We start from the raw sequence: 17719 nt of genomic DNA on the forward strand, positions 1-17719 counted from the left end.
GACTCGGCCAAACGGCACGACAAAGGGCCACTACCGGACGCGGTCCGTAACCTGGCCTGGCGGGCCGCGTGGACCCCAGCGACAGGCAACGGCGCCCCCGTTAACCCCCCGAAAATTCCTGCCGAGCGGTGACTGTCAGTGCCAATGTTGATGAGCCGACAAGCAAGATCGGGCAGGTCAACGCCAAAGTCCGACGATCGATGACAAGTCCGCGGCCGTGACGTTCGGTAAGCGTAGGTTGTCAACTCTTATCATCGTTGTGCAACGCTTGCAGAGCGCCACGAGCTGGGCATCGACGACCACGACCGGTTGCAGCTGGCCCTTGCCTGGGACAGCCCAGGCGAGGCCATCCCGGGCCTTCGTGGCCACGTCCCTCGGTCGATTGGCAAGGAGTTCACGAGGGCGTAGCGGCTCTTGTCAGGTCCTGCGGATAGTGACCGTCAGCAACAGAGAGCCGTCGGTTCAAGTCCTGCCATCCCCGACAGAGACATAAGCCGCGAGAAGCAACTTTCCGCTGACAGGACCACGGCGTTGAACGCCTAACGTTCGTGCCGTGGCGCCTCTTCGGTCGGAATCAGCCGTGCCCGGACCTCCTGATCGAACGGGACTGCGAGATGCTCCTGGATGAGCCGGTGTGGAAAGACGTATCCGCTGCCGGCACGGTGCAGCAGGCCGCGGCCTTCAACGTCGCGTAGAAAACGCGCGTAGCGAACCGGCGCAAACCTCGCTCGGGCCAGAGCCATTCGGACGGCCGCATACCTGAGGATCGCGTACCCGCCGAGACCTAACGCCCGAGAGAGGCCGACGTAGGCGCCGACGATCACTCCTACGAGGGCTACCCGTCGAGGTGCTGCGTCCGCCATCATGGCGGCCACACCGCTGGCAGCCGCCCCGAATCCCACGCCGAAGATCGTCAGCGCCCCCACTGAATGTCGCACGGACCGCCGAATGCCCTCAGTCGGTCTGGGTCGGCGGTCGACTACACGTGGGGCTAGGCGGTCCGACAGGCTGAGGTTGAGCGTTGAGAGCACCAGCACAGCTCCAAGCAGGCCGTATGTATAGAGCCCAGTCAGGAGCCAGAAGATCGCCACCCAGAACAGCGACTGGAGCCCGGACATGGCCGTCAGGATCGCCACCAATCCGAAGTAAACGCCTCTGGGCAACGAGTTGAGGAACCGGTTGTATGGGCTGTCAGATTTGGGTGGCGGCGCCAGGCCGAAGGTCCCCTTCCATGAGAAATTGAGTTCTCCGCTCCACCGCACCTCTTCCACCGGCTGAGGGCCTTTGGCTAACAGTTGGTCCCAGACCGCTCCGGTAAACCCCACGATGGCCAGGGTGAGGACGACGGACACCGCAGGCCAGGACGCGGACCGGTCGGCGGCGATTAGTGCGGTGGCGCCGAGGGTTGCGCCGAGGATCGCAACGACGAGATAGCCAAGATTGTCTATGGTCAGCAGGGCGCGCCGGCCAACTCCCGGTACGGCGAGGGTTGCGGTTGTCGAGTCCTCGCCGACCCAGGTCGGATCAAGGCGATCAAGGTATAGGACGTGCTCGCTGCGTGCGGTGAGTGTTCGCGCAAGCCAGGTCAACCAACGCAGCGTCGACTCATGGTCGTATGCGCTTTGCCGGTGAGTCAGCATGCGTCGGACGTAAGCATCGAAGATCGGGGCTCGGTCATGCTCGTCGGCACCCAGCGCACGAAGATCCGTGGCCTTGGCGTCGGCGTAGGCGCGGCGGATGACATTGAGCATGAATGGCGACACCAGCAGCTTCCATGCCGACCGGTCCTCGTCGAGTGCTGAGCGCACGTCTGCTAGCGCCTGTGGATGAGCGGAGACGAACTTCTGGACCTGCGGCCGCGTGAGCGGTGCGATCTCGACGTACGCCCCGGCCCGAATGGTTCGGGCGAGGTGGTAGTCCCGGGACCGGCAGGTGACGGCGAAGGCGCGCCCCAGCCGCTCCCAACCGCTGATCTGCCGGACGCACACGGCGCGGTGTGGTTCGGCCACCTCATCCAGCCCATCTAGAAGGGGTAGTACGCCGGGCGCCTGCAACCAGGATCGCGCCTGCCCGATTGCGTAGCCATACTGGCGGTTGATCGCCGTGGCGAGCCATTCCTCCAGCGGCTGGCCCTGATAGGTGTCCAGGCGTAGCAGGAACGGCACGGGTTGGATTTCCCACCAGGGTTCGTGGCCGGGCTCGCCCGGTTCGCCTAGTCGGGCGAGCTGTTCCTCGGCCAAGCCGCGGGCCAGATGCGCGAGCTGGTAGGTCTTGCCGAGACCGGGCTCGCTGAGCAGAACCAGCCGCATGCCGGCGTTCTCAAACAGGTCCCGCACGGAGGTTTCGGCTGCGCCGCTACGGTTCCGGTGACCTGCGGGACGGAAGGTCGGCCGGATGTCGTCCACGACCGTGTGGCCCAGCACCTCGGCAGCCTGGTCGCGGATCATCGTCAGAACCACCCGCCGTTCCCAGGCGGCGCCTCGACGATGCCTCCGGAACAGCCCTGCAAGATGGCCAACGAGCACGTTCAGTTTCGTCCGGCCGCGAGGCCAGGCGGCCCAATCTTCCACGGCCCGTTCCGCAATTGGTACATCATGATCTTTGTCGTCCAGCCAGGGCAAGGGATCGAGCCCATGTTGGCGTCGGCGCTCGTCCTCTTCGCGCCGGGCGGTCGCCCACCGGTTGCGCCAAATCTCAAGATCATCGTTACGGACGCCGAGTGCCGATAGCAAAGGCTGGCCCTTGGGCCACTTCCACGGCTCACCGACGAAAATGTTACGCACAGTGGTGTAGGCAACCGCACCACCGGTCTTGTTGGCCAGCTCGCGGTAGGACCATCTGCGCTCCCGGTCGTACAACTCATCCCACAGGCATGCGGCGAGCTGGGCGAATGGGCCGCCTTCCGGGTCAGCCCGCGTGACCCCTCTAGATCGTTTGCCGCCGCGTCGAGTCATCTCGCTGCATCTCCTCCAACAAGCGTTCAAGCAAAGCGTTCAAGCAGGTCAAGGCGCTTCCGCTGAACGCGCATCACACGTTGACTGGACGTCGGCCGGCCGAGTGGAATCCCGAAGTATCGACGTGAGAGGAATCGTGATGGTGGATGTCGTTAGCCTGACCGACGGCTACGCGCTAGTTGCTGCAGTCATGTGGATAGCACACATCGTGGTGCCGCGGGTGACCGCCTTAGCAGCTCTGGCTACTACGCTGCGTGGCAGTCACGGCACGGACCGGGCGTTGTTGCTTGCCCGCTACGCCGACTGCCTGCCCTACTGGTGCGCCGCGTACAGCGGCCCTGTGCCTGCCCAGGGGCGCCGCCGAACAGCGTAAGCAGCCGACCTCCTTGTCCCAGCCCTGGCGCCGTCATTTCGGCGTCCGGGCTGGGCGTTCGGTTCATCATGCAGGCGCCTCGTCCCAGATCACGAAGGTCGCGTGGCTTCGGTCGCGAGTTTGGGCACCGGATGGTCGCGGGTTTCGACACCATGATCGGGAGGTCGCGACGGTCGATGGTCGCGAGAAGTAGCCGCAGTCGGTGGTCAAGAACACGGGCAGCTCGCGATCGTTCGTCGCATGATGGTCGCCGCCGTTCGTCGCCCGTCAAGACCGTTCGTCCTCGCTACGCTGCGGGCGCTCCGTCTTGACGGACTCCTCACCGCCGGCAAGACCTTGCACCGGTCGAACGACGGCGAGCTCCATCACAAGCCGGAACCCGGTGGTGTCAGAACTCGTGACCACGGACTTCCGCCCGTCTGCGGGTGCGGTCGCCACTTGCGACCAAGTGGTGTCGCGACTGGCGACCATAACCAGTCGCGGGACACCGAGGTCTACACGAGTCGCAGAGCGGCAACAACCTCGACGACGGCGGCGAGTTGATGCCCTCCGCAATGCTCCGCACCGATACCACCTACCAACCAAACCGCCGGACGAACCCGGCCAAGCAACTTGAGAAATCCAGAGGGACACTCCCGGGAACAAGTTTCAAGGGAACCACAACCAGCGATAGACAGCGACCGCAGTGGGGACGCGCGTCCCCGCAGGTCAGCAACCGACGCGGGCCGGGTCTGCGGCCGAACCGGGCCAACCGATTGTTGACACGGAAAGATCACTTCCGGTCGACAGGATGGATCGCCGGCGTCCCGGAAAGAATCTTGACCCGAGATCGCAGATTTCGTCTCCCCGACGCTCTATCCCATGACAGCCCGCGTTGCTAGGAATACTAGACCGCGGCGACCCTTCGGAAAGAGCGGATATGTGAGCAAATTTCGAAACGGACGAAACAGGGAGGGCGCAGTGCCGGAGGACCTCGCCCCATCTCGACCAGCCAACATGTCGGAAGACTTCGACAGCTACTTTCGCGACGATGTTTCGCTACTGACCGCTTTCTTAATCAAGCTCGGCGCGGACCCGCAGGAGGCGGCGGACGCCGTTCAGGAAACCGGCCTGAAGATGTTTTCAATTTGGGGCAAGATCGATCATCCTCGCGCATACGCCCGCCGGACAGCCGAGCGAGTGTACTTACGAAGCAAAGCGCGAAGAGCCGACGAGGACACTCGGCTCATGCAGGGTGGCTGGGCGGTTCAAGGCCTTTCGGATCAGCCATCCGAGGTGCTGATCTTCAACGAGGAAGCGTCCGAGTTGATCAACATGATCCGGATGCTACCCCCTAAGCAGCGCCGTGTCTTCGCCTGGCGCTTGGATGGATTCACACCGGCAGAGGTTGCAACTGAACTGAAGGAACCGGTGGGGCGAGTCTATTCGGCACTCAGGGACGCAAATCAATCAATGCGGGAGATGTGGGACCGACTCAAACTGGAGCGCGAGCAGCGGGTCGAAGCGGCCGGAAGGGGGAAGACCGATGAGCGGCCCGGATTCTGAATTCGAGAAGTGGCTCCACGACGCCAACGCCGACATTACCGATTCGGTGCAACGCGCACAGAGCGCTCCCGCCTTCCAGAACTGGGTTGTCGATGCCGACCGCTCCATCAACGAGTCGCTGAGACGGGTCACCGATCCCGAAGCTGTCCTGCTGATGATCAGGAAGGCGGCGTACTCGAAGGCCGCCGATCTTGTTCAACGGGACGGCAACAGTGACGCTGAGCACGCAATCCGTTCGCTGCTGGCGCCTCAGACCGCCGCTGAGGACGCCGAGGATGAGAGACCCTGTTCACCTGCCAATCGCAAAGCGGCCCCGAATCCGACGACGCGTTCCCGTGACAATTCGTACGGGATGAACTCATCTTCGCCCGCTTCCCGGCATGTGAAGCATCGATTCGACCGGTGGGGGTTCATTATAGGAAATGTCCTGATCGCTTTCGGCGCCCCGGTATTTGTCACGAGCTTGATCGCATCGGTTGCAAGCCACCGGACGGGCATGGAAGTTCATCAGGCGGATATCGCCGCCGTCGTGGTTGGCGCAGCGTTTATGAGTGCCGGAACCGCGCTGATCGTGTTGGCCGGATGGATCTGGCCGGAACGTTCCGCACGGCTACCGAGCCGTCTTCAAGGTACGACCAGGGTCCGCTCCGGGACTGGCAACTCCTCGGGTGAAGTGGCGGCGTTGTTGGCAGACATGCCTGCGGTGTCTCCGCTGCTGGAGGTTGCCGAATCCGCCAACACGGATGGACTGCGGCCACGGCCGCGAAATAGCCGCTGGTCCTCAGATCGAGATTCCTCGAACCGCCCCGTTCAGATGCAACGAGCCAGCAGGGAGTCGCGGTATGGCGGTTGACTCAGATCGGCCACTGCGGCAGGGCCCCTCCGACGGGCGTCGCCCGCCGATGCGAGCCGCTACTGACGGGAGTGAAAACGAGGCGTCGGCATCCCTCTCGCGTTCCTTACCCGACCGTGTCATTCCACGCCAGTTCGACTCCTCTAAGCCCAGACAACGCAGGCGTGCGAGGCGGCGCGTCAGCGGGCCGGCAGTGCGCCAGATTCTGCCGGGTAGGGTCCTTCTTACCCTGGTCGCCATAGACCTGCTGCTCATGTCGTTCTGCATCATCCTCATCAAACTCCGCCAAGACCCGCTAGCGGCTACTGCGGGCACCGCGGCGGTGGTGTTGGCTGGCGAGATCGCCCGGCGCTTCCTGGCAGGCTACCCGGGCTCTACGAGCCGACGAGATGTAGACGACGAAGTGCATCCGTAGCGTCCCGGCGGTCAGCGCGGGCGTTTGTGCTCCTCGTAGAACCACCACCCGACCAACGTGCCATCCTCATCATGGACGGGTCGTTTGAACCACTTGGGTCCGGCCTTTGCCTGCACGCCGACCATCAGGCCCAGACTGAACCGTTGTTCGTCGCGTACCTGCACGAACATGTCTGTGCCGAGGTCGCCTCGCGCGTTGACCACCGGTGACCAGTGGATCCGCCGGAAGTCGAACGAGATCGCGTCGACGCCCAGTTCCCCGGTCTCGTCCTCAGCGGTTCCCTGCATATACCCCACCGCAGTTAATTTGGTGCCGTTGAGCACCGACCGACAAATCCGTCGTATCACGCCTGGGCTGTAGGAGGACGCTATCGGACAGCAGTTAGCAGCTGGTGACGGAGGTTCTCGCGGATCACGATTGTTCACCTCCAGCGAGCACGCCAAACACCTCCGAACCTGCAACCCCGCCGCACAAGTTTAAAGATCAAGTTTAATCCTCGTGTGCAAAGGTCAACAGTCTCGCGTGGGGCGTTCGCCATTCGTCCCATCTCCTTGGGGCGCCACTTGGCCTTTTGCGGTAGCCGGCATGGGTCAGTATGAGATGCCGTTTGGCGCGGGATACTGCGACAAAGAATTCGGACATGATCGTAGTGACATTGTCGCCCCAGAAAAGTTGTTCCTCAACTCCCAAAACGACAACCTTCTCGAATTCTAGGCCCTTGCACTTGTGGATCGTCAGGAAGCGGATTGCATCCTCGTCTGATAGCCGTCTGAGTGCGGAGGCGGGCTTGCCGTCAACGGCAAGTTCTCTGCTGAAGGCGCCCAGTGCTTGGGTGATTAGGTTGTCGAGTCGCTTTCCTTGCTTGTAACCAGGTGACAAAGCGTTCAGCACGGACCGGGACACGAGACGTAGAAAGTCAAGGACGAGGTCTTTCCACGCCGTGGGGTCCTCCACCTTGAACGCGGGGCTGCGAACAGTAGTGCGGGCTGCGCAGAGCATCCGCTTCAACCTGCTGTCGAACGATGACGCCCTCGTCGCCAGCCAGATCTTCATCTGAGCTTGCCGCTTTGGGGTCCATCTCTATGACCATGCGGTTCTGCATTCGTCGTAGGTGAGGTGCAGACCGGCGATTCTGATACAGGGGCAGGGGTTCGGCGGAGAAATCATTGGCGAAGGTTTCCAGCACTCCGTCGAGGGCACCGGCCCAAGCCATGATGCGCTGTTTAGTGTCGCCGACTGCGGTCAGGATTGCTGTCGATTCGCTGAAGGCGGCCTTGATCAGGCGGTACTGCTGCTCGGTGCAGTCCTGAAATTCATCTAGGAAGACGTGGCTGTAAGTTTGGCGGATGCCTCTGCTGGCGTAGGCGTTGGCCTCGAGGATTTCCAGCGCTAACGGCACCAAGTCCTTAAAGGTGATCTGTTTACGCGCGACGCGGGTGTCAGGGTCGATTTGGTAGTCCGGGTCGAGGGCGTTCTGTCCCGTGAGCGCGGGCCGGAAGTTGTCGATAAGACGCTTGGCAAAAGCATCGAAGGTGAAGCTGTCGAAACGCGCCGCAAGTTGCGGGCCGGAACGACTACGGACACGCTCGCGCAGGTTTCGCGCAGCGTCGACCTTGAAGGACACCGCCAGTATCCGGCGTGGATACCGGCACTGCCCTGTGCGCAGGAGAAAGTCGGCTCGTTGCGCAAGTAGCTCGGTTTTCCCTGCTCCTGGACCAGCAGAGACGACAGCGTTGGTGCCCAAGATCGTAGCGGCCGTCATCGCATTGGGTTCGAGGACGAGGCCGTCGACCGGGCGCCATTGCTCGGGGCGAATCATTCCGGCAGCCCGGCCAGGCTCTCACGCACATATTCCACCAGCCGGTTGAGCACCGCCGGAAGGTCGCTCAACAGCTCCTCGTCGCTCAGGTCGGCAAGGGCGGCCAGATGAGTAGCAGGCTTGCTGGCGAGGTCGAACTTGCGGTGGTAGTCGTCGAAGAGTCGACGAACGTCGCCCGGGAGGTGCTCCTCGTTCCTGTGCTTCTTGCCGAGTACGGCCACGGTGATCTTCTCGTCTGGGCCCGTCGGCTTGACGTTGTAGGCGTCGGGGTACGCCTCCAACATCATCAGATCAAGGTCGACCGGGTGCGAGAAGAAGACGCCGCGTCGCTCAAGGCGCCAGATCGATCCACGCCCGTCTTCGTAGGTTGGGAAGCTTCGGTTGGCATCCCACGTGGGGAGACTGTCGGTCTTGTCCTGTTGGAAGGTCCCCGGCCTGACTTTGTTGAACTGGTTCCGGGCATTGCGCACTCGGCCCCACCCACCCTGGTAGCGACCGCTGTCGAGGTCGAGCAGGGTGGCATGTGGGACCTCCAGTTCGTTGAGTAGCCGCCAGAAGTGGTTGACGTGCCGGCCGCCCAGCGGGACCACAGACACCGAGGCGTCGTCCTCGGCGATCCCGGCGGCTGCCAAGACTCGGGGCAGGACCACCTGTTCGCTGTCACCTTCACCGAGTACGACAAACCGGGAAAAATACAGCTCGGGGTATGCCTGAACCGCCTCCCGTACGTACTTGGCGGCCTCTTGATCATTGTCGGGAAGGACGATGCGGTGGACGGTCGTCTCCCGGGCCTCGTCAAGTCGCAGGAAGCGGATTGTGTGGGGGTCGACTCGCCGCAGCAGCGTGGGTGCATGGGTGGCGATCAGGGACTGGACGTCCCCATGCGAGCAAGCACCGCGGAGTTGACGGATGATTCGTCCGAGATACTGCGGTGCCAGGCTGTTCTCGGGTTCCTCCAGCGCGACCACCGTGTGCACCGACGGACGCAGGCGGTCCGGGTCGAGAGATGTCTCGGTACCGTCGAGCACACGTCTGGCCAGGGACTGCCACGCCAGCACGAGCGAGATGTAGAGCAACGATTTTTGCCCGTCGCTCAACCGTTCAAAGGGCAGCGACGCGCCGCCAGGCGAGGGCGAGAACGTCACGGTGAGCTGGCGCAGCACGCCCTCCAGGTCGCCCCGCCCGAAGCTGATCGATGGGTCTTTGAAGTAGGCGCCGCGGTGCAGGCCGTGCCATTCGCCCGTCAGATGAACGCCGACACCGGCCACCGCAGCGTTAGCGACGAGCGACGCGGTGATTTGATCACTGAGGCTGCTCAACGTCTTGCGTTCGCTCGTCCAGTCGGCGGCTCGCAGGATGCGTCCGACGAGCGAGGCTGTCGTGTACGAGATGTGATCAGCCGGGTCGCGTCGGGCCGGCAGGTAGTACACCTCGATGTGTCGGCGGTCGTAGCGCGACATGTCTGCCGCGCGGGTGGGTTCGCCGGCGTCGTCGGCCTCCAGCACGTACTGGATCTTCTCGTCGATGACACCGTCCGGAGCGAGCGAGGCTGTCAGCCGGACACGGATCCGCGGAATCCCGCCCGGCTCGTGAATGGCCATGTGCGTGAAGCTCGGCGGGACGGAGGCGTGCTGCCCATCGGCTCCTGCCTCCGGACACTCGATGTCGATCTCCAGCCACAGCTCCGGTATGTCGATCTCCTCGTCGCTCGCGGACTGACCCAGCGGCACATGGAAGTCTTCAAGGCGAATCCTGCGCTGGGCTTCGAGTGGACTGAACAAACGCGAAAGCGCCTCAAGAACGGCGGTCTTTCCGGCACCGTTGGGGCCGAGAATATAGGTCACATCGTCAAGATCAATAACTCTCGGTTCGGGGCCGAAGGACTGAAAGTTGCTCAGCCGCAATGTCGTGATCTTCATCGGCGGTCGTTCGCCTTTCACTACCTCGGTGCTACGACCGCACACCCAGTCGCTCTTTGCGATGCGCCTCGCGGGCGATCGACGTGTCCTAGCGACAGAGCGAGAACATCACCCTGGCATATCGACTTCGATCACCTTGGCGGGGGGATGAATCCAATAGCCAACGCCCGTGGCGGGTCGCGCCGACGCGATCACCCTATTGCTTGATCGTCAATGGATCTGGTGCAGACGATGGACCCGCAACGATCACGGGGTGGCAGCCGCGTCGGTCGCGAGAACAAGCAACACCGCGCGGCGCATGATTCGCTCGGCGTCGTCGAGCATCTCGCGTAGTGACCATCGCACCCAACGCCGGTCACACCACCGCGAGCATGGACAGGTGATGCCGGCGGCATCGCGCCGCTGTCACCCACTCCGTCATCCGGGTATGCAGACCGAGCGTCAGGGCCGCCACTGGCGAGTTACGAACTCAGCCACAGCCATCTGGAACAACACCACGGTGATGAAGCAACCAGCACCGGCGAAGATCGCCGCTGGCGGCGACATCCCAGACAACCACATCAACACACCGCCCGCCGTGCCCGACAGCGCGCCGACGATGACGAAGATTGCCAACCATAATCCTGGATTCGACACCGAAACTCCCTGCCCACAAAGGAATCCAGTGGGCAGGAACGGTCAACTACGCCGTACTCAACACCCCACCGGAACGCCAGAACGTCACCAGCACGGAGCCGAGCGCCGGTGCCCGTGGCGAACGGGGGTGCGCTCGAACGATCTCTCCCGGCGCCTCGGCCGGCGCCGGAACCCGGGCCAGACCCGCCAGCGACCGGGCAACCATCGCCAACTCGAACAGAGCACGAACCAGCGCCGCCGACACTCGCACGGCCGGAGCTATGTGGGTAACCGGCAACCGCGCGTCACCTACGACGAGAGCAGCACCGAGCGCGAGGAACTGGGTGGCCAGGTCCAACGGCTCCCGCTCGACCGCGGGACATCCGACGGACTTCTCTGCCGCACTCCGCCTATCGATGTGAGTCCACGCGCGTTCCGGCCGCTTCCAAGCAGGATCCCGCAGGTCAGCAAACCCATGATCGAGAATAATGTTGAGCGGCGGCGGCCAACTGCCCTCATCGCTGCATCGAATGATCGATATAAAGCGATCGCGGTCTGAGGTCTCGAACCGTGACGTGGATCTTGCAGCACGGTTCAAGCTCCTGCTGGAGGCGGAAAACCCGTTATATGGCGATTTGCACTGGATAAGCATGGCCAACGGTGACTGGTCGGAGTCTTCGACGCTGGCGAGGACCATCACGTCCGCAACTTCGCCAGCGGTCACCTGAGGAATGCCATTGCCCCGCGTCAGCGACGTGCACAGCAGATCCACGAGACAACGCTCGAAATCCGCCGACCGGGACACAACCACGCACTGAGAGTAATAGCTAAACACCAATCGCGTGGTCCGGTCCGCCGCGAACGCTTGACATCGACACTCGATCGCCCGCTATGGGCTCAATACGCGTCCGGAACCCGTCCTGCGGGCGTCCGCGATGGTCGTCGCGCACCAGACCCGCTGCTCTCGCAACCACCAGGATCGACGCCCCACGAGCCGACCTCTGTGACCTGTCCCCGAAACTGGCCCTCACGCCGCTGAGCGGTAGCGCCGCTGGTGTAGCCCAGCCGCACCGGGCACCAGGCACCGGAATGGTCCCCGTTTACCCCCCGAAAACCGCTGATCGGCGTCGACAACCAGTAACAAGAGACGACCACCGAATTGGCGCGTCCGTGCAGCTCACTGCGAATGCATGACTAGCAACGACAACTTCAAGATCGTGACGTTCGGTAAGCGTAGGTTGACGGTTCAGTTTCGGCCCGGTCGAAGCAGACCTTTCCACTGCTCCACGTGCCGCGACACGCGCGCCCATGGTCCTCCGACAGACAAGCTTCGCTGTACCCCATTGGTGGACGGACGAGGGCTGGACGCGTTGCTTCACCGCCAGGTTGCACGCAGAAATTGCTAGGGATCTTGCTAGGGAACCGAACGGAACCACGGTCAGCGCAGTGGGACCAACCGGAACCTCGCCGGAATGAAAGAGCAGGTCAGGGGCGTAGACAGGGGTCCAACCGGGACGGCGCAGGATGATTAACGGGCAGCTTCCAACCTGATTACGCGAGTTCGAGTCGCGTCGCCCGGTCCACGTTTATGCTGCTCAGCGCAACATTGATCTTGGGGTTAGTCCTATTAGGACGATCGTTTGCTAGGGATCTTACTCGCGGGCCGAGAGAGGCCCATGCCCATCTTCTCGCTTGTCGAGCTGGTGAAGCGACTTCCAAACGCGCCGATACCGCCGCCACGAATATGGGTTATATCGGTGCATAACAGTGACACTGAGCCAATTCCAACCTGATGGTGCAGGTCAGCTGGGCTGGCGGTGAGGTGGGATCGATCGGGGTCGACAGAGCGAGAGGCTCCCGGTAAGGCAGCAGTCGACCAAGATCTACCCCTCGCCAGGGAGCCTCTCGCATGCTGTCTTACCCGTCGTCGATCTCGTTGTCCACCCGCAGCCTCAACCACCTGGCCGACCTGATCCGGGCCCGCCGCAAGGAACTGCGGTCACGATGGCGCCGGCTGACAACCAGTCGGCAGGCGCTGCTCGCGTTGGCGCATCTACGAAACGGCGACACCCCGGCCCAGCTGGCGGCCGGGTTCGAGATCGGCTCCACGACCGCGTGGCGCTACATCCGCGAGGCCGTCGATCTCCTCGCCACGACCGCGCCGACCCTGGCGCAGGCGATGACCTCGATCGCCCGGCTGGCGTACGCGATCCTCGACGGCACCCTCGTGCGGACAGACCGGCTCGGCGGCACCGCGAACCGGCGCTACTACGCAGGCAAGCCCCGCCACCACGCCGTCAACATCCAGGTGATCGCCGACTGCGCGGGCCGGCTGAAGTGGGTCTCACCAGCGCTGCCCGGCTCGACTCACGATCTGACCGCCGCCCGCGAGCACGGCATCATCGACGCCCTGGCCGAGATGAACGTGATGACGTTCGCGGACAAGACATCCGATGGGCGTAACTGTCAAGCCCCACCAACGAACCCGTCACGCGCCTCTGGGAATGCCGCACCACGCCCGACGCAGACCTGTTCGAACTCGACCGCGACCTCCTCACCTGGGGAGTCCCCCACACGTTCGGCGATTCCTCATAGCCTGGGCGCGTGGGGACTTCAGCGTGACCGAGATCAGTAGCGACCCTTAATCCCTCGAAGTCGACATCCGTCGTGAAGGGAAACTCAGTAGCCTCGGGACGTGGCGTCCAACGTGCAGGCGAACCTGGATGAGGCAGTGGGACTGTTCGACCGAGGCGCGGTCGCGTCTCGGGTTGCAGGGGCGGATGGGCATGCGAAGGAGATCCGGACGCTGTTCCCGCTGGCGGACTGGCCGGCGCTGGCGGTGGAGCGGTATGCACTGGGCCCACCGGACAGCAAGGCATCGTTCTGCTACCGGCTGGAGTACGGGTCGGCGGAGTTGGGCAGTATCCGGGGCCGTAACTCCCGCAAGTTGATCATCTATGCGCGGCAGGACGGGTCGGGCTGGTTCTACGACCAGCAGGCGTACGCCACGCACGAAGAGGCATGGACGGCGGTCCGGGAGGGCTTCGTCCGCGCGTTCGCCTTGGCCGCTGAGGGGCGGGTGGATGCGGTCGACGACATCGCGGCATTGCGGTCGGGACCGGCGGTGACCGCGAAGGCGGTGTTCGTTTACCACCCCGACCAGCTACTGCCCATCTACTCGCAGGCCCACTTGCGGCACTTCCTGTACCGGATGACTGGCGACAACCATGCGACGCTGTCCCCGCTGACGGCGAACCGGCGCCTGCTGGATCTGCTTCGGGGCACCGGCCGGTTCGACGGCTGGCACCCGATCGAGATCATGAACTTCCTGTACTGGTGGGCGGACCCGCGCGCTGCGCCAGCGGTGGTGAAGATCGCGCCGGGTGAGGCGGCCCGGTTATGGCCGGAGTGCCGCGACGGTGGGTTCATCTGTGTGGGCTGGGACGAGGTCGGTGACCTGAGTGCCTACGCCTCGGAGGAAGAGTTCCGGGCGGCGTTCGCCGAGCGATTTCCGTATAACGGCAACCAGTCGGCGGTGACCCGCAAGGCCCGGGAGGTGTGGCGGCTCGCCTCGCTGGAGCCGGGTGACCGGGTGGTCGCCAACGACGGGATCACGAAGGTCCTGGCGGTGGGAACGGTGGTGGAGCCGGGTTACGTGTGGCGGCCGGAACGCAGCGAGTTCAAGCACACGGTGTCGGTGGACTGGGACGAGTCGTACGCCCGCACGCTCGCCGAGCCGGTCAAGCGGTGGGGGGTCACCACCGTTGCCGAAGTGCCGGCCACAGTGTGGCGGGCGATCACCGGTGAACAGCCGGTGATCGCCCAGCCGGGTGTCGAGGCTGAGTCGACCGCGGCGGCACCGCGGGCTGCCGAGGATCAACAGTTGCAGGCCCTCGCCGCGGCGCTGGACCGCAAGGGTCAGGTTGTCCTCTACGGCCCGCCTGGCACCGGCAAAACCTACACGGCACTGCGGTTCGCTGTCTGGTGGCTCGGCCAAGACCGCGCGGACCTGGACCCGTTGGCCCGTTTCGGTACGGACGCCTTCTCCGCAGCCGTGACCGCGCTGTCGTCCCCGCCGGCCGGATCGGCGGCGTGGTGGATGGTGGCCAACCCTGCTGAATGGTCGTGGGAGCAGATGTTCGCCGACGGGTCGGTCGACTACCGGTTCGGACGGATTGCCCGCAACTTCGCCCAGATCCGGCCCGGGGACGTGGTGTTTTGCTACGAGTCGCAGCCGGTCCAGCGGGTCGTCGGTATTGCCCGGGTCCTCGACGTGACCCCGGCCAGCGCGAACCCGGTGCGGTTGACGCCGCTCGCGCGGGTGGCTGACGGCCCCACCTGGGCGCAGCTGCGCGACAATCCGGTGTTGGCCGCCAGCGAACCGGTGGTCAATCGCAGCCAGGGCACCCTGTTCGCGCTCACTGCCGAGGAGGCGACCGAGCTGGCCGGTCTGGTCGACGGTGTCGGCGGCCAGGTCACTACGGCCTTGTCCCACAGCAGTGATGTCGGTCAGCTTACTCAGGTCACCTTCCACCCCTCCTACGGCTACGAGGACTTCATCGAAGGCTTCAAACCAGTCGCCGCCACAGGCGGGGGCCTCAACCTGCGGTTGGTGGATGGCATCTTCAAGCGGGTCTGCCACACCGCTGCCACCGACCCCGCCCGGCCGTATCTGGTGGTGATTGACGAGATCAACCGGGGGAACCTTCCGAAGATCCTCGGCGAGCTGCTCACCCTGCTGGAGGAGGACAAACGCGGGTTCACGGTGCGGCTGCCGCAGAGCAGGGAGATCTTCGCCGTGCCGCGAAACGTCTACGTCCTCGGCACGATGAATACCGCCGACCGCAGCATCCGCCTGCTCGACGCCGCTTTGCGCCGCCGGTTCGCGTTCCACGAGTTGCTGCCCGACCGGGAACCGCTCGAGGGCGCTTTCGTCGGCAAGCTGCACCTGGCCGACCTGCTCACCGCGCTCAACACGCGGATCCGCCGAGAGGTCGGACGCGAACGGCAGGTCGGACACGCATTCTTCCTCCGCCACGGGCAACCGGTGGCGACCGAGGAGGAGTTCGGCGCGGCGTTCCGCGGTGACGTGCTCCCGCTGCTGCAGGAGTACGCCGCCGACGACTACGGCCTGCTCGTCCGGCTACTCGGCCAGGCCCTGATCGACGAGGGCGAGCAACGCCTACGGGACCTGCCCGACGGGGACCTCGTCGACGCCCTCTACACCGAACTGCGGGCCAGCCCGGACGCGCAGCCGCTGCCGTGACAGTCCACGTGCTCGGTGAGTACCAAACCAGAGTGGTTCCATGGCCACAGCCGAGCCCCGCCGACCGGCGGCTGGGCCAGGCCATCGATGCGAACCGGCGGCGACTACAGATCCGCTGGCTCGCCGACGGCCAGGCCGAGATCACCACCTACTCCTGGATCGGAGTCGTCCGGTTCGACAAGCACGAGCTGCACATCGTCCCCAAAGCCTGTGGCGGCAACCTCGGCGTCCTCCAGATGCTGGACTACGCTAGCGGCCTCGACGCCGTCCGCGAACTCGACGCCGTGCGCCACCTGGCCGGTGCCGGGGCACACCTACGAGACCTGGTCTGCCATCTGCTGACCCGCCAATCCGACGCCATCCTGCGCCGCGGACCCAATCGCGAGTACGTCACCCGGGAGGACACCCTGCCCGCGGTGCGGGGCCGACTGCTGGCCGACCGGCAACTCCTGCGCCGGTTCGGGCAACTCGACAAACTGGAGTGCCGCTACGACGAGTACGAGACGGACACCCTGGATAACCAGGTCCTGGCCGCCGGACTCTCCCTGGCGGCCCGTACCGCATCGGCGCCCACCGTACGGGTCCACGCGCGTCGAGTGGCAACCGACTTCGCCGACCTATGCGACCCGACCTGCCTCGACCCGACGGCAGCCGCCACCCTGCTGCACTACACCCGGCAGAACGCGCACTACCGCCACGCCCACTACTGGAGTCTGCTCCTGCTGCACGGCGGCGCCGTCGAAGACCTGTACCGCGCCGGTGCCGGCCGGGCACCGGTGTTCCTACTGGACATGAACCGGCTGTTCGAAGACTTCGTCACCCGCCTCGTCATCGACGCCATGGCCGGTACCGACGTGCGGGTACGACCTCAAGCCCGCAACACGTCCGTCCTCATCGACGAATCCACCGGCCGCCCGTACGGAACCGTTATCCCCGACCTCATCCTCACCCGCGGCACACGGCGACTTGTCATCGACGTCAAGTACAAGCTCTACGACGAACGCAACATCGACCCCAGTGACCTGTACCAGGCGTTCCTCTACACCCAGGCATTCAGCCACGCCGACACGTCTCCGCAGCTTCCCACCGCCGTCCTCGTCTACCCGGGCGACACCGGCAGCGGGGACCGCGTCCTGATCCGAAGCAGCAATGGCAGGCCCGCCGCTCGGGTCCGCACCACGGCGATCGACCTCCACGCGATCATGCCCGCCCTGCGCGACCCGAACGCACGAATACGATTAAACGAGACTATTCGAGCAACCTTGACGTCGGACACCCTGAGCGACGTGAACGTCTGAGCCTGGCCGCTTCGCGGACTGCGACCTCCGGACGTCGGCGTGCCGGCCTGGCCGGTGCTGTTCTGGTTGCCGAGTGCCAGACGGGAGGCGAACCCGCTCACCGGTTGGGTTCGGCGCCGCTCGGGATCCCGATGGCCACGGCCAACCGGGAGCAGGCCGCAGCTCACGGTCCGGACGGTCCGGTGTGGACGGTCGTGGTAGACGGACGGCGGCACGCTCGGCTCGCGGGACTGCCCGCTGACCCTGGGATCGCCCATGTGTTCTACCCCTGGCCCGGCGAGGCCGGATGAGGAGGATCCGCTATACCTGTCGGATCCGGCATCGGCCGCCGGCTGATGCGCCAGTTACCCAACCATGCAGGTCAAGACGGTTCGCAACCGGATGGTCAAGATCAGCACGGGAACCAACCTCGGCCACGGACCGTACTTTGCGAAAGACGGGGCCGACGTGCGGAAGCGTCTAATGGGGAACGGTTGCGTAACAACACCTCGCGAGGCTCCCGTGCTACGTGGGACTCGTGCAAAATTCGGCCGCACGACTCTGACCCGAACTCCCCATCGGGTCCATCGGTTCTCGCCGCGACTGGGTGCGGGCCTTGGTAGGGCACCAACCAGTGATCCGCGTCCCCGACGTCGAAAGGACCGGCGACCGATGGCAACGCA

12 protein-coding genes are annotated in these 17719 nt (G+C 64.4%); 5 read left to right on the forward strand and 7 right to left on the reverse strand.

Translation table 11 applies throughout. The features are described 5' to 3' along the window. Positions 1-539: 539 nt before the first annotated feature. On the reverse strand, positions 540-2954 hold the full coding sequence (locus tag Vau01_RS32155) for an NACHT domain-containing protein (protein WP_204000453.1): 2415 nt from the start codon (positions 2952-2954) through the stop codon (positions 540-542). Between the two features lie 1333 nt (positions 2955-4287). Here Vau01_RS32155 and Vau01_RS32160 point away from each other — a divergent pair. Both Vau01_RS32160 and Vau01_RS32165 read left to right on the forward strand, forming a co-directional pair. Beyond that, entirely contained in the window at positions 4288-4872 is a 585-nt protein-coding gene (locus Vau01_RS32160) for an RNA polymerase sigma factor (RefSeq protein WP_204000456.1), read from the forward strand. Then, a complete protein-coding gene (locus Vau01_RS32165) occupies positions 4853-5725 on the forward strand; it encodes a hypothetical protein (protein ID WP_204000459.1) in 873 nt (290 codons plus the stop codon). Before Vau01_RS32160 ends, Vau01_RS32165 begins: the two co-directional genes overlap by 20 nt. Positions 5726-6151: 426 nt before the next feature. On the opposite strand, the gene Vau01_RS32170 is transcribed toward Vau01_RS32165, so the two are convergent. From Vau01_RS32170 to Vau01_RS32190, 6 genes are all read right to left on the reverse strand, one after another. Continuing rightward, positions 6152-6463: a hypothetical protein gene (locus Vau01_RS32170; protein WP_204000462.1), complete on the reverse strand. Its 312-nt coding sequence runs from the start codon at positions 6461-6463 to the stop codon at positions 6152-6154. A gap of 166 nt (positions 6464-6629) precedes the next feature. Further along, a complete protein-coding gene (locus Vau01_RS63670) occupies positions 6630-7139 on the reverse strand; it encodes a 3'-5' exonuclease (RefSeq protein ID WP_239152020.1) in 510 nt (169 codons plus the stop codon). Continuing rightward, positions 7057-7959, reverse strand: a complete 903-nt coding sequence (locus Vau01_RS32175) for a UvrD-helicase domain-containing protein (protein WP_239152021.1) — start codon at positions 7957-7959, stop codon at positions 7057-7059. Before Vau01_RS32175 ends, Vau01_RS63670 begins: the two co-directional genes overlap by 83 nt. Continuing rightward, complete coding sequence (locus tag Vau01_RS32180; protein WP_204000465.1) at positions 7956-9878, reverse strand: ATP-dependent nuclease; 1923 nt, start codon at positions 9876-9878, stop codon at positions 7956-7958. The genes Vau01_RS32175 and Vau01_RS32180 overlap by 4 nt, the downstream gene beginning before the upstream one ends. Before the next feature lie 441 nt (positions 9879-10319). Continuing rightward, on the reverse strand, positions 10320-10493 hold the full coding sequence (locus Vau01_RS32185) for a hypothetical protein (protein ID WP_204000468.1): 174 nt from the start codon (positions 10491-10493) through the stop codon (positions 10320-10322). A gap of 67 nt (positions 10494-10560) precedes the next feature. Beyond that, on the reverse strand, positions 10561-11265 hold the full coding sequence (locus Vau01_RS32190; RefSeq protein ID WP_204000471.1) for a hypothetical protein: 705 nt from the start codon (positions 11263-11265) through the stop codon (positions 10561-10563). A gap of 1137 nt (positions 11266-12402) precedes the next feature. Between Vau01_RS32190 and Vau01_RS32195 the strand changes: the two genes are divergently transcribed. From Vau01_RS32195 to Vau01_RS32205, 3 genes are read left to right on the forward strand one after another with little or no spacing between them, the layout of a single operon-like run. Then, on the forward strand, positions 12403-13128 hold the full coding sequence (locus Vau01_RS32195) for a transposase family protein (protein WP_239152022.1): 726 nt from the start codon (positions 12403-12405) through the stop codon (positions 13126-13128). Between the two features lie 60 nt (positions 13129-13188). Beyond that, positions 13189-15759, forward strand: coding sequence for a DUF8426 domain-containing protein (locus Vau01_RS32200; protein ID WP_204000474.1), 2571 nt, complete (start codon positions 13189-13191; stop codon positions 15757-15759). A 32-nt stretch (positions 15760-15791) separates the two neighbouring features. Beyond that, the gene (locus Vau01_RS32205; RefSeq protein WP_204000477.1) at positions 15792-17057 is read left to right on the forward strand and encodes an McrC family protein; all 1266 of its coding nucleotides are present in this window, start codon (positions 15792-15794) and stop codon (positions 17055-17057) included. Positions 17058-17719: the final 662 nt, after the last annotated feature.

It is taken from the genome of Virgisporangium aurantiacum (assembly GCF_016863635.1).
Taxonomy (GTDB): Bacteria; Actinomycetota; Actinomycetes; order Mycobacteriales; family Micromonosporaceae; genus Virgisporangium; species Virgisporangium aurantiacum.

Bases quoted from the DNA above. Each gene is read 5' to 3' on its own strand.
- Vau01_RS32165 (WP_204000459.1), top strand. From the start codon at position 4,853: ATGAGCGGCCCGGATTCTGAATTCGAGAAGTGGCTCCACGACGCCAAC.
- Vau01_RS63670 (WP_239152020.1), bottom strand. From the start codon at position 7,139: ATGCTCTGCGCAGCCCGCACTACTGTTCGCAGCCCCGCGTTCAAGGTG.
- Vau01_RS32195 (WP_239152022.1), top strand. From the start codon at position 12,403: ATGCTGTCTTACCCGTCGTCGATCTCGTTGTCCACCCGCAGCCTCAAC.
- Vau01_RS32155 (WP_204000453.1), bottom strand. From the start codon at position 2,954: ATGACTCGACGCGGCGGCAAACGATCTAGAGGGGTCACGCGGGCTGAC.
- Vau01_RS32180 (WP_204000465.1), bottom strand. From the start codon at position 9,878: ATGAAGATCACGACATTGCGGCTGAGCAACTTTCAGTCCTTCGGCCCC.
- Vau01_RS32175 (WP_239152021.1), bottom strand. From the start codon at position 7,959: ATGATTCGCCCCGAGCAATGGCGCCCGGTCGACGGCCTCGTCCTCGAA.